Below are 11,998 nucleotides of genomic sequence, written 5' to 3' on the forward strand. Positions count from 1 at the left end.
TGCGATGGTCCCCGGGGCCACGTGGGCGCCGCCCGGCCCCCCGACAGCAGCGGCAAGCCCATCGGCCCCTCATCCGGCGTCGCCTCCCACCGTGCTGGCCGTCGACGACACGCGCATGAACCTGGAGCTCAAACGCGACCTGCTGGAACCACACGGCTACCACGTGCTCACTGCCGACGACATGCAGCGCGGGCTTGAACTGGCCGCTCTGCACCGTCCGGCGCTCATCATCTCCGACGTAGGGATGAGCAACGGCAACGGCTTCGACTTCATCCGGCGAGTCAAAGCCGATCCCGCGTTGTGTGGCATCCCTTTCATGTTCCTGTCGGCTACGCATTGGGATCCGGCATCGCAGAAGCTGGGACTGGCACTCGGCGCCGCCCGCTACCTGCTGCGCCCGATCGAACCGCAGATGCTGTTGGATGAGGTGCGGGCCTGCCTCCGGCCTTGATGAGCGCGCTGGCGTTCCGTCCAGTGGGCAGGAAGGCAAGACTGGAGGCCTCGCCGCTGCTCAGCCTGGGCGGTTAGGAGGTTGCGCGGTACCCGACACCCGCTGTCAGATCACGCACAACGCGTGCAACGCCGGGCATGCCGGCTGCTCTTTCCCATACGGTGACCGCTCGAGTTGTAGTGAGAAGGGCCGAGGAGACGCAGCGGCGAATGCCAACGCAGGCGAAAGCTTCAACCGTGTCTAGCTCCCAAGTGCTCTTCTTCCGCGGGCCGGCGGCCGCAAGCCGGGCGGCCACCGCCATCGCCATCGGGATCGTGACCGGCGTCCTGGTTCTGGCGCTGTACGCAGTGCTGCACTTGAGAGGTTCGGCCGTCGAGGCGGCTGAGGACCGCCTCGATGATCTTGTGCTGTCGCTGGCCGAGCAGGCGTCGCTGGCGTTTTCTGCCGCCGATTTCGTGCTCGATGGCGTCGTTCAAGCCGTCGCCGCCCAACACCTTCCCGACTCGAAGGCACTGCGGGCTCGATTCGGCACCCACTCCGAACACGAGTTGCTGCGCGCGCGCGAGCAGAGCTTCGAGCCCCTCAGCATGGTCGCAATCACCGACGCCGAGGGCGATATGGTGGTCCACTCGCAGGGCTTTCCTACGCAGAAGATCAACCTGAGCGACCGCGAGAGCTTCGCCGCTGCCAAAGCCCAACCTGCCGGCAAGACCTACGTTAGCGCGCCCGTCCGCAACCGGGTCGACGGGAAGTTGACCTTCTACCTGTCGCGCCGTCTGGAATCGCCGAAAGGCGAGTTCATCGGGGTTGCCATGGTGGGTTTGTCCTGCGACTACTTCGTACGCTTCTACGCGACGCTCAGACTCGACCGGAGCGCTCCTCAGAAGGACGTCATGGCGACCACACTGTTGCGCAACGATCTGACCGTGCTGGCCCGTTCACCGGACGAGGAGAACGGTCTGGGCCGGCGTTTGCGTCGGGACGGCGTTTATGGTCGCCTGGCCGCCGGCACCCACCGACCGACGGATAACGTGGCCGAGTACCGGCCTTGGGATGCTGAGCCCGCCCTCGAACGACACATCCTGATGTCGGCGCAGCCGGTACCGGGCTTCCCGGCGCAGGTGGCTGTGGCCGCGCGCGAAACGCTTTACTTGGCCGCCTGGCGCCGTCAGGCGCTGGTCATCGTAGGGCTGGCACTCGTGGCCTCTGCCCTGCTGACGACGACCTTTAGCGCGCTGCTGCGGGGGCAGCGGCGCCGCGAGCGGCACTTGGCGGAGGTGCAGCGGCTGCGTGAGGCGGCGGAGGCGGCCAGCCGGACGAAGTCCGAGTTCCTTGCCACCGTGAGCCACGAGATCCGCACCCCGCTGAACGGGATTCTCGGTACTGCGGATCTGCTGGTCCGCTCGCACCTGCCGCGCCGCGAGCGAACACTGGCTGAGACACTCCTGCGCTCCGGGCGCAGCCTGCTGGGCATCATGGATGACATCCTCGACCTCTCGAAGATCGAGGCGGGGGAGCTGCGGGTCGACTCGGTGGCGTTCAGCCCGGCGGACGTGCTGCGCGAGATGCACGACCTGTTCCAAGGCTATGCCGCGGAGAAGGGGCTCGAGCTGGCCGTGGAAGTGTCAGAGTCTGTGGCGCCGACGGTGATCGGCGATCCGAACCGTGTGCGGCAGGTGCTCGCCAATCTGGTCAGCAACGCGATCAAGTTCTCTGCAGGAGGACGTGTCAGCCTCCGTCTTGCGGCAGCGCCGGACTGCGGCACGCTCGCCCTGTTGCGCTATGAGGTCGACGACTCGGGCATCGGCATTCCGGAGGACGCGCGTGACCGGATCTTCCAGCCCTTCGCCCAGGTCGACAGCTCGGTGAGCCGCCGCTTTGGCGGCACCGGCCTGGGCCTGGCGATCTGCAAGCGGCTGGTCGACCTGATGGGGGGCCGCATCGACTTCCGCAGTACGCTGGGCCGCGGTACCTGTTTTTGGGTTGAGCTGCCCGTGACGCTGGCCCACACGACGGAGACTGCGTCACCCGTGCCTGAAGACGCCTCCGAGTTTCGCTTCGTTCACAGCGGCGCCATGCCGCTCGGGCTTGTAGAGCCTCTCACCGAAGCAGCTGCTGGCCCGGTGCGGCGCCATGTCCTCGTGGTCGAGGACAACACGGTCAACGCCCTGGTGCTCGAAGCGCAGCTTGCGAAGCTCGGCTGCTCCTGTGATATCGCCGTCAATGGCGAGGACGCGATGATCTGCCTCCGTGGTACCCGCTATGACCTGGTGCTGATGGACTGCATGCTGCCGGGGATGTCCGGGTCTGAGGTGACTCAGCAATGGAGAGAGCAGGAGCGCCAACGGGGGCTGCCGCGGCTGCCGATCATTGCGCTGACCGCCAACGCGCTGGCCAGCAACGTTGAAGACACCCAACGTGCTGGCATGGACGACTTCATGACCAAGCCCTGTACCGTGGACAAGCTCGCGTCAATGCTGAGGCGCTGGTTAGCGCCTCGAGCTGCTACAACTCCCATGTAACGTGGCCGCAGGACATCTCACGGCCTCTCGGACAGTCGCCAAACAACAGGCGGTCCTATGGAGGTTCTAACAGAGAGGCATTTGGAACTCCGCACCCGTCAGTCTTGCATGTTCACCCAGCGGGGAAGGGTGCGGGCCCCGCCCAGTTAAGCATCGTGATGTATTCACGACGATGCCGCCGCGTGGCCGGTCGAGGATCTTGGCGCGACGTGAGAATGAGCTGACGTCCGTAGAAGTGGTGTAACTCCTGAATTGCGGCAAGGCGCGTAGGGCGAAGCCCGAAGCGGCTTGCCGCATGGCGATGACTGCCTCCATGGGAGGTTCATCGTGGTCCTTGGATATGGTTGAGGTGCGACCCACCAACCTGTCCCCAAGGAGAGATCCACGATGACCACCCCCACTCTCGCATTGAGCGAGCTGCTGGAGAAGGGAGCCGACATCGACATGCTGCGCCAGAGGGTTCAGTTCATGGCGCAGCGGCTGATGGAGCTGGACGTTGAGGCGCTCTGCGGTGCTGGCTACGACGAGAAGAGCGCCGAGCGGCTGAACAGCCGCAACGGTTATCGGGATCGGGCCTGGGAAACGCGAGCCGGGCGCATCGAGCTCAAGCTACCCAAGCTGCGCCAGGGCAGCTACTTCCCGGGCTTCCTGGAGCCGCGGCGCACTGCGGAGAAGGCGCTGGGCATGAGTGGGGCTCCAAGAGCCAGGTCTCGCGGCTGTGCGGTGAGCTGGATGAACGGGTGGGCGCCTTCCTGAACCGCCCGCTGGAAGGGGACTGGCCCTACCTATGGATCGACGCGACGTACGTGAAGACCCGCGAGGCCGGGCGTATCGTCAGCGTGGCGGTCATAGTGGCGGTGGCAGTCAACACCAACGGCCAGCGCGAGGTATTGGGCTTGAAGGTCGGCCCCAGCGAAGCCGAGCCGTTCTGGATGGAGTTCCTGCGCAGCCTGGGCCGGCGGGGCTTGCGCGGCGTGAAGCTAGTCATCAGCGATGCACACGAAGGCCTGAAGGCCGCGGCCGCCAAGGTCCTGAAGGCGACCTGGCAGCGCTGCCGGGTTCACTTCATGCGCAACGCCCTGGCGCACGCCGGCAAGGCCCAGCGACGCATGGTCTCGACCGCCATCGCGACCGTCTTCGCACAGGACAGCGCCGAGACCGCCCACCAGCAGTGGCGGGCAGTGGCGGATCAGCTGCGCGAGAAGTTCCCCAAGCTGGCCGCACTTATGGAGGCCGCCGAGCACGACGTGCTGGCCTTTATGGACTTCCCCAAGGCACACCGGCTGCAGATCCATTTGACCCACCCGCTGGAGCGCTTGAACGCCGAAATCAAGCGACGTACCGACGTGGTTGGCATCTTCCCCAACGAGGCAGCCATCATCCGCCTGGTAGGCGCCGTGATGCTGGAGCAGAACGACGAATGGAGTTTGCAGCGGTGTTATATGCAGCTTGAGGGCTTGCAGGCGCTCAGCGATACTGCCCCCACTCGGCTGCCCGCTGTGGCCTGCTGAGTCTTGTGCATCTCAGCCTTCTTCCAGGCTACGGAGATACACCACCCGCTGGGACACGATCGTAGCGCCTGCGCTTGCGACTCTGTTCGGCTTCCATCCCGTCCAGCTATTGATAACTGGGCAGCATCGTTATCGCTGCAGCGGCGCTTCTCAAGACGGGTTCACCGGCTTGCTCTTACCCACAAATTCGCCTTATCTGTGAGCGGTTGGCGCCGAACCGCTGAGATTTCCTAGTGAGTTCAGCGTCGTGTCGCAACTTGGCAGTACGGCACGGCCGGAGGCTGCCATGGCGAACTCGCAGGGAACAAGAGCAGGTCAAGCGATCAAGGTGGGGCAGAGCAGCTGGATCGACCAGGAGTTGGACGAGCGCGTTTTCAAGGACGCTCGCCTGGGTCGGCGCCTGCGAGGGTTGCTGGCGCAGTTCGCTCAAGCGCCAGGCCGGCGCATTCCATTGGTATGCCAAGATTGGGCCAACACCCCGTGGACCTTGGTTTCGACGACGAGCGGACGAGAGCCTGCCCGGCACCCGCACAAGTTCCGAAGTTCGACGAGACGGTATGTGACGCTGGTCGCGCCATTCAGCGGCCATTCAGTTCCATCGCGCGTCTCGTCGCCCGCGAATCGGAAAAGTGGGGCCGCCCGCCCGCTTTTCGAACGTTCCGGCTCGTGCGCGCGTGGGAGCATTCCAAAAGTCTTGCCCAAACTCTCCCCCGGCTTCTACGCTGACATGTTCGCTCCCGCCCCTCTTCGACCAACGCGTCGGCTCTCGGTTGCTGCTTGCAGAATCCGTCTTGCCATTGCCCGGCTGTCCTGCGCCCTGGTGGCGACACTCGCGGGCTGCGGCGCCGAGAAGACAGGCTACGAACCGACGTTCTCGGCGGAGCCCCTGGCGCCGGAGGCCGATGTCGTGACCGTTGCGGTGCACCCTCTGCACGGCCCGCAGAAGCTGGTGACGCTGTACCAGCCGCTCGTCGACTACTTGAACACCCGCATACCTGGCACCCGGTTCGCTCTCGAGGCTTCTTCCAGCTACGGGGCATTCGAACAGAAGCTGCGCGATCGGAAGGTTCATGTCGCGCTGCCCAACCCCTACCAAACGGTGATGGCCGAAAAGCATGGCTACCGGGTGATTGCAAAAGTGGCCGACGATCGGGACTTCCGAGGTTTGATTCTCGTGCGCAAGGATGGCGGCGTGCAACGGCCCACGGATCTGAACGGAAAGTCGGCGAGCTTTCCCGCACCGACCGCCCTGGCAGCAACGCTCCTGCCGCAGCGTTGGCTGCACGACCACGGCGTGGACATGGGGTCGCTGACGAAGATCTACGCCGGTACTCAAGAAAGCTCGATCCTCAACCTCGTGCTGGGCAAGACGACGGCGGCCGGCACATGGCCGCAGGCCTGGCGCAGCTTCCAGCAGGAGCAGCCGCACCTTGCCTCACAAGTGATGGTGAAGTGGGAGACAGAGCCTCTGGTGAACAACTCCATCATGGTCCGGCCGGACGTCAACGATGTCTTGGCTGCGAAAATCAGGGAAGCGCTTTTGTCGCTTGCAACCGAGAGCGGCGGCCGTTCGATGCTCTCGCGCATGGAAATCCGCGGTTTCGAAGCTGCGGACGCCGGCGTGTATGACAAGGTGCGCCTCTTCGTGCGGAACTTCGAGCGCGACATTCGGCCGGTAGGCTGGAACTGATCGGAATACACCAAGTGCTGCAACAGCGCCGTTCATTCCGCGTGCGGCTCGCAGCCGGGGTCGCTCTCGTGCACGCCGTGCTCATGGCGCTGTTCGTCGCGCACCTTGTCATCGGACAACAGCGCTTTCTTCATGAGCGACATGTTCAGCGCAGCATGAGCTTGACACAGGGCATCGCGCAGCATGCCGTCAACGACCTGCTGAGTGCCGACCTCGCGGCCGCGCAGGAGATCATTCAAGGGTTTGTGTCATACCCCGAGCTGCGCTATGCAGCCGTGCTCGACCCCACCGGGCGCATCGTGGCTCACACCCAGCTAACACGCGTCGGTATGTACATGACCGACCGTGAGACGCGCAGGATGCTCGACGGCCCACTGACCGCAGCGGTGCTGGTCGACGACGGCCAGGTTCTGGACGTTGCTGCGCCGGTGCTGTGGAAGGGCAAGTTGCTCGGCTGGGTACGTTTCGCCGCGGGCATGGAGGGCGTGAACGAGCAACTCCACAAGGTGACCATCGAAGGTCTCGGTCTTGCGGCCCTGGCGGTAGCACTCGGCGTCGTCCTCGCGGTTTGGATGGCACGCAGCACCACCCGCGGCCTATACGATCTGATCAAGGTTGCAGATGCGACTGGTCGAGGGGACCGCAACGTGCGCGCCGCAGCCGAGCACAACGAAATCGGACGCTTGGGAGCATCGTTCAACGAGATGCTCGACGCTCTTGCCGCTCGAGAAAATGAACTGCGGGCGGCCAATCAGGAACTTGAATCTCGCGTTGAACAGCGCACGGCCGCCCTGGGGGAAAGCGAGGAAGCACTGGTCGCGATCCTCGAACAGGCGAATGACGCCTTCGTGAGCGTGTCGGATGACGGGCGCGTCGTGAACTGGAACAGGGCCGCGGAGCAAACGTTCGGCTGGAGCCGTCAGGAGGCGATCGGGGCGCCGCTCGCTGAACTCATCATGCCGCCCGAGATGCGGGGCATGCACCCCGGCTGGATGCGTCGTTACCTGGAGCATGGCGGAGCGACGCGTATGGTCGATCGCCGAGCGGAACTCAAAGGCTGGCGCCGCGACGGTACGACGTTCCCGGTGGAAGTGGCGGTACGGGTGCGAAACCGGCGCGACGGAACCAGGTTCTTTGACGCCTTCATGCGTGACATCAGCGAGCGCAAGTCGCTGGAAGCACAGCTGCAAGCCCTGGCGATGGAAGACGCCCTCACCATGTTGCCCAACCGGCGTGCGGCGTTGCTGGCCATCCCGCCGGCCCAGGCCAGAGCCATCCGTTCGAACAGGAAGATCGCCATCCTGTACCTTGACCTGGACGGGTTCAAGGCAGTCAACGATCGGCTGGGCCACCCGGCCGGCGACGAGGTCCTGCGATCCTTTGCGCGCCGAGTTAAGGTCTGCGTACGTGCATCTGACCTCGTTGCTCGCTTGGGTGGAGACGAGTTCGTGGTGCTGCTGGAAGGTGTGACCGATGCGGCAGATGTTCGACATGTCGCGGCAAAGATCATCGATGCTGGCAGCCGGCCGTACCCGCTAGGCGCGGCTATAGCAGAGATCTCGGTCAGCGCAGGCGTGAGGATCGTCGACAATGCTGAGGAAGGCGACCCCGCAGACCTTCTGGCCGACGCTGATGAAGCGTTGTACGGGGCGAAACGTGCAGGCAAGTGCCGAGCACACGTCTGGGAACCCTCGACGCCGGCAGTCAAGATGGAGGCCGGGTCTGAAGAGTCCCGCAGCTCGTTGCCCAGCCCCACGGCGGGATTCGGGTAAGAAGCGGGGATCCTCGGTATAACGGGTCGAGGACGATCTCGTCCACCTGCGCGTTCACGGTCGACTTCGCTTCTTCCCGGATCGGTTGGCGTCATGCTGCCATGACCGGTTGGATGAGGAAGGGCGAAGTCGACGCCACCAAGGGCTGTATCGAGGAGGTCTTTGACGGTCCTGGCAGATCCCTCGCGGGTCATGCCGCCCGTCGCGCAATTCCAACCATGCCGTCATTCACACACGCCTCGCGCCGGATTGAATCCCGGCGTGAGCACGTGTCTTCATTTCTGCAAGAACTGCTGCTATCCGTCCTCGCCGTCGCAGGCTAGCGGCCCATACAGGATGGGCCTCGCGGCCGACACGGCAAAGCGTCCGCTCGCAGCTTGGCACGCAGCGTGCTCATCTAGTCGGGCTTCCCATTTCTCACGCGGAACGCGATGCAGTACGACTTGGAACGTGGCAAGAAGACGCCCAACGCCGGGCGGAACCTGCCGCTGCGACTGGCTGTCGCAACGGCCGCGGCTACCGCGCTCACCTCTGCCGGTGGCCTGCTCGCGCGAGTGCTGCCGATAGAGCATGTCCCCATGAGCGGACTGGTGGCGGCTCTCACCGACATGCAAGGCACTACCGCGCTGTGCCTCCTGGCGATCTCCACCTCCGTCATCGCGATTGCAAGGAGCGCAAGGAGCGCACGGAGGCGCTCGGGCCTCGTTCTTGCACTCTGCTTGTTCTCTGCATGCATTGGCACGGCAATCGCGGCCGAGTATCTGGGGAAGGTGGATCTGGGCATCGACCACTGGTTCAACCCCAGCCCCAGCGACAGCGGCACGCGCTATCCGGGGCGGATGGGGTTCCCGGCCGCCATCGTCGTGATCCTGACATCGATCTCGCTGATGATCCTCTCGCAGGAGCACGGTGCCACTGTCCGCCGATTCGGCTTTTGCGCCGCGACAGGCGCGCTGTTGTTGCCTTACGTGTCCTCCCTGGTGCTGCTGCACGACCCGACGAGTTCCGGCTACCTGTTGCAGGAAGTCGGCTCCATCAGCCTCGTCTCGAGCACCGCACTCCTCACCATGGGGATCTCAGTGCTTGCGCTGCACGCGGCTCGACAGGGGACGACCTGGCGACAGGCTACAGCGCCGGTCGGTACCCGATTCATGGCAGGCGTGGTCGTGCTCGCTGCGCTGTTTCCCGCCCTCATGGCGTGGCTCAGGCTTCTCGTCAGCGAACTCGCAGGCATGGGCATCGGCGCAGGGGCGCTGTGGGTGGTCGGCATCTCGGTTGCGCTTTTTCTGGTCGCCGGCGCGCTCGGCGCTCGGTGGATCGGGCGGTATGAGTCCCGCTGGCTGGAGCCAGATCAACTTGCCAAGCTTTTCACGCCCTTCAACCGGCTTGGTCAGGAGCGGAGCAAGATCGAGGGTACAGGCATCGGCTTGGTGCTGTCGAAGCACCTCGTCGAGGGGATGGGTGGACGTATCCTTGTGAGCAGCTCCGCAGGGGTCGGCTCGCGGTTTTCCGTCGTCCTGCAATTGTGGTCCGGACCCGTCTCCGGATTTGCTGACATCACCCGCTCCGCGTCCCATGGCCGTTCTTGATGACATGGGCAAACCGCCTGTCAGCCATTCTCGTCCCATCATGGTCTGTCAGCTGTTGACCGGGTTGTGCCAAGCCGCCATGCCAAGCGCGCGTTCACGAGGTCTGGCGTTCCTGTACGACTATGTCGGTCCACAGGTTGCGAGCAGGGTGTCAGAACAGGTTCTCGAACAGTACATCGCAAACTTGATCGGATGCGCCATCGAGGGGACAAGCAGCGGCTGCGTGGTGCTGACGGCAGAAGCGATCGCCGGTGGTGTGCCGCAGCGCGGGCCCATGGCGCTGGTTCACGTGAGCATCGCCGGTACAGGCTGGCGGCTACAGGCGGACGAGTTCGAACGGCTGTTCGACGGACAAGTGTTGCTCGATCGGGAAGAACGCTTTGGTGACGTCCATCGCGGCATCACGATGCGCCGGGCGATTTGCCTGGCGAGCGGGTTGGTGATGACCTACATGGCATCGCCTCGGGAGGGCTGCGGTGTATCGCTGTCGTTTCCTGCGGTGCAGGGCGATCTGCCCGCCGGTGAAGACATCGACGCAGGCGGGGCGGTGGTGTGGATTCTCGCGGCCCGTGCCCAACGCTACGAGCTACTCGCAGCTCGCTTCGAGCGCCTTCGATGGCACCCACGACTGTTTCATTCTGTTGGGGACGCCGAGGCGGCCCTTCGGAACGGGGCAGGGAATGGCGAGCCTGCATTGGTCATCGCGGTCGAGTCGCCGCAAATGACACATCAGGAGGTAATGCGGCTACAGACGGCGCTCCCCGCCGACGTTCCGCTAGTGCTCTGTGTCGCGCAAGCTGGGGATGCCGCGGCGAGCCATGACGGATTGCTGCGGGTGCGCTTGCCGCTCAGCCCCCTGGAGATCCAGAGCCTGTCGGTCCACGCGTTGCAGCGCCAGCGCCGCCAGCACCCGCACGTGCTCCACGGAGGAGCCGACCCAAGGACGAACGCCGCACGACGGCCGCTGGTGATGGTCGTTGATGACAATCCCGTCAATCAGCTGGTTGCGTCCGGGATGCTCAAGGCCTTCGGATGCGAATCGTTCTTGGCCTCGGACGGACAGGAGGCTTTGGCGCTGGCACGGCTGCGCGTGCCCGACCTGGTCCTGATGGATGTGCAAATGCCGGTGATGGACGGCCTGCAGGCGACCGCAGAACTGCGCCGGCTCCAGGCGAGGGGCGCAATTCCTCGGTTCCCGATCGTCGCGGCCACGGCCTACGCAAGTGGCGCGGACCGGGATCAATGTATTGCGGCCGGGATGGATGCGTTCATGACCAAGCCGCTCGACCTACCGCTGCTGGAAGACGTGCTTCGCCGCTATGGTTGTCTACGCGGCGCCCCGGCATCCGACGATGACGGCAAGATCACCTGATCGCTGGCCAACGCGAGCGTCCGGTCAATCTTGCTCTTACCCACATCTTTAAGGCCGAAGTGAGTAGCCGAACTGGATATCAGCAAGTCGTGCCATTCCTCGCCAGATGACGGTATTGCCTGGCGGCGGATCCGAAGCGCGGGCCAAGTACCCGCCGAGTCGGGCGAGCTGGATCAGGCAGGACGATAACGACTGTCTGCAAGGCGATGCTGCCGCACGAGAAGGTGGTTTGAGACGGTCCAGCACCTCGACTGACCCTGCCTCGATTTCACGTACTGCAAGCCCTCAAGCTGCATATAACGCCGCTGCAAACTCCATTCGTCGTTCTGCTCCACCCGGCAGCGCTGCCAGGTCGTCTTCAGGACCTTGGCGGCCGCGGCCTTCAGGCCTTCGTGTGCATCGCTGATGACTAGCTTCACGCCGCGCAAGCCCCGCCGGCCCAGGCTGCGCAGGAACTCCGTCCAGAACGGCTCGGCTTCGCTGGGGCCGACCTTCAAGCCCAATACCTCGCGCTGGCCGTTGGTGTTGACTGCCACTGCCACTATGACCGCCACGCTGACGATACGCCCGGCCTCGCGGGTCTTCACGTACGTCGCGTCGATCCATAGGTAGGGCCAGTCGCCTTCCAGCGGGCGGTTCAGGAAGGCGCCCACCCGTTCATCCAGCTCATCGCACAGCCGCGAGACCTGGCTCTTGGAGACCCCGCTCATGCCCAGCGCCTTGACCGCCTCGTCCACCGAGCGGGTGGAGATGCCCTGCACGTAGGCCTCCTGGATCACCGCCGCCAGCGCCTTCTCCGCAGTGCGCCGCGGCTCCAGGAAGCCCGGGAAGTAGCTGCCCTGGCGCAGCTTGGGTAGCTTGAGCTCGATGCGCCCGGCTCGCGTTTCCCAGGCCCGATCCCGATAACCGTTGCGGCTGTTCAGCCGCTTGGCGCTCTTCTCGTCGTAGCCAGCACCGCAGAGCGCCTCAACGTCCAGCTCCATCAGCCGCTGCGCCATGAACTGAACCCTCTGGCGCAGCATGTCGATGTCGGCTCCCTTCTCCAGCAGCTCGCTCAATGCGAGAGTGGGGGTGGTCATCGTGGATCTCTC

Annotated in this window: 6 protein-coding genes and 2 pseudogenes; 7 read left to right on the forward strand and 1 reads right to left on the reverse strand. The window is 64.6% G+C overall.

Translation table 11 applies throughout. The features are described 5' to 3' along the window. Positions 1 to 91 precede the first annotated feature (91 nt). The 7 genes and pseudogenes from OOT46_RS22750 (at position 92) to OOT46_RS22780 (ending at position 10,907) form a co-directional block, all read left to right on the forward strand. Positions 92 to 451 (forward strand): response regulator, encoded by a 360-nt coding sequence (locus tag OOT46_RS22750; protein ID WP_265405915.1) that lies wholly within the window; start codon positions 92 to 94, stop codon positions 449 to 451. Positions 452 to 702: 251 nt separating this feature from the next. Continuing rightward, positions 703 to 2,973, forward strand: a complete 2,271-nt coding sequence (locus OOT46_RS22755) for a hybrid sensor histidine kinase/response regulator (RefSeq protein ID WP_265405916.1) — start codon at positions 703 to 705, stop codon at positions 2,971 to 2,973. Positions 2,974 to 3,360: 387 nt separating this feature from the next. Continuing rightward, positions 3,361 to 4,484, forward strand: a pseudogene (locus OOT46_RS22760) (IS256 family transposase). Positions 4,485 to 4,770: 286 nt separating this feature from the next. Next, positions 4,771 to 6,174, forward strand: a complete 1,404-nt coding sequence (locus OOT46_RS22765) for a PhnD/SsuA/transferrin family substrate-binding protein (protein ID WP_265405917.1) — start codon at positions 4,771 to 4,773, stop codon at positions 6,172 to 6,174. 14 nt (positions 6,175 to 6,188) lie between these two features. Beyond that, the gene (locus tag OOT46_RS22770; RefSeq protein WP_265405918.1) at positions 6,189 to 7,946 is read left to right on the forward strand and encodes a diguanylate cyclase domain-containing protein; all 1,758 of its coding nucleotides are present in this window, start codon (positions 6,189 to 6,191) and stop codon (positions 7,944 to 7,946) included. A gap of 431 nt (positions 7,947 to 8,377) precedes the next feature. After that, positions 8,378 to 9,535, forward strand: a complete 1,158-nt coding sequence (locus OOT46_RS30800) for an ATP-binding protein (RefSeq protein ID WP_322114283.1) — start codon at positions 8,378 to 8,380, stop codon at positions 9,533 to 9,535. Continuing rightward, the gene (locus OOT46_RS22780) at positions 9,522 to 10,907 is read left to right on the forward strand and encodes a response regulator (protein ID WP_265405919.1); all 1,386 of its coding nucleotides are present in this window, start codon (positions 9,522 to 9,524) and stop codon (positions 10,905 to 10,907) included. Before OOT46_RS30800 ends, OOT46_RS22780 begins: the two co-directional genes overlap by 14 nt. 332 nt (positions 10,908 to 11,239) lie before the next feature. Here the strand turns inward: OOT46_RS22780 and OOT46_RS22785 are convergent. Next, positions 11,240 to 11,986: pseudogene (locus tag OOT46_RS22785) on the reverse strand (IS256 family transposase); the annotation flags it as partial. Positions 11,987 to 11,998 lie beyond the last annotated feature (12 nt).

It is taken from the genome of Aquabacterium sp. A7-Y, assembly GCF_026153205.1.
Classification (GTDB): domain Bacteria; phylum Pseudomonadota; class Gammaproteobacteria; order Burkholderiales; family Burkholderiaceae_C; genus Caldimonas.

What these genes read in the sequence shown, in the direction of transcription:
- OOT46_RS22780 (WP_265405919.1), top strand. Translation starts at nt 9,522, where the DNA reads ATGGCCGTTCTTGATGACATGGGCAAACCGCCTGTCAGCCATTCTCGT.
- OOT46_RS30800 (WP_322114283.1), top strand. Translation starts at nt 8,378, where the DNA reads ATGCAGTACGACTTGGAACGTGGCAAGAAGACGCCCAACGCCGGGCGG.
- OOT46_RS22765 (WP_265405917.1), top strand. Translation starts at nt 4,771, where the DNA reads ATGGCGAACTCGCAGGGAACAAGAGCAGGTCAAGCGATCAAGGTGGGG.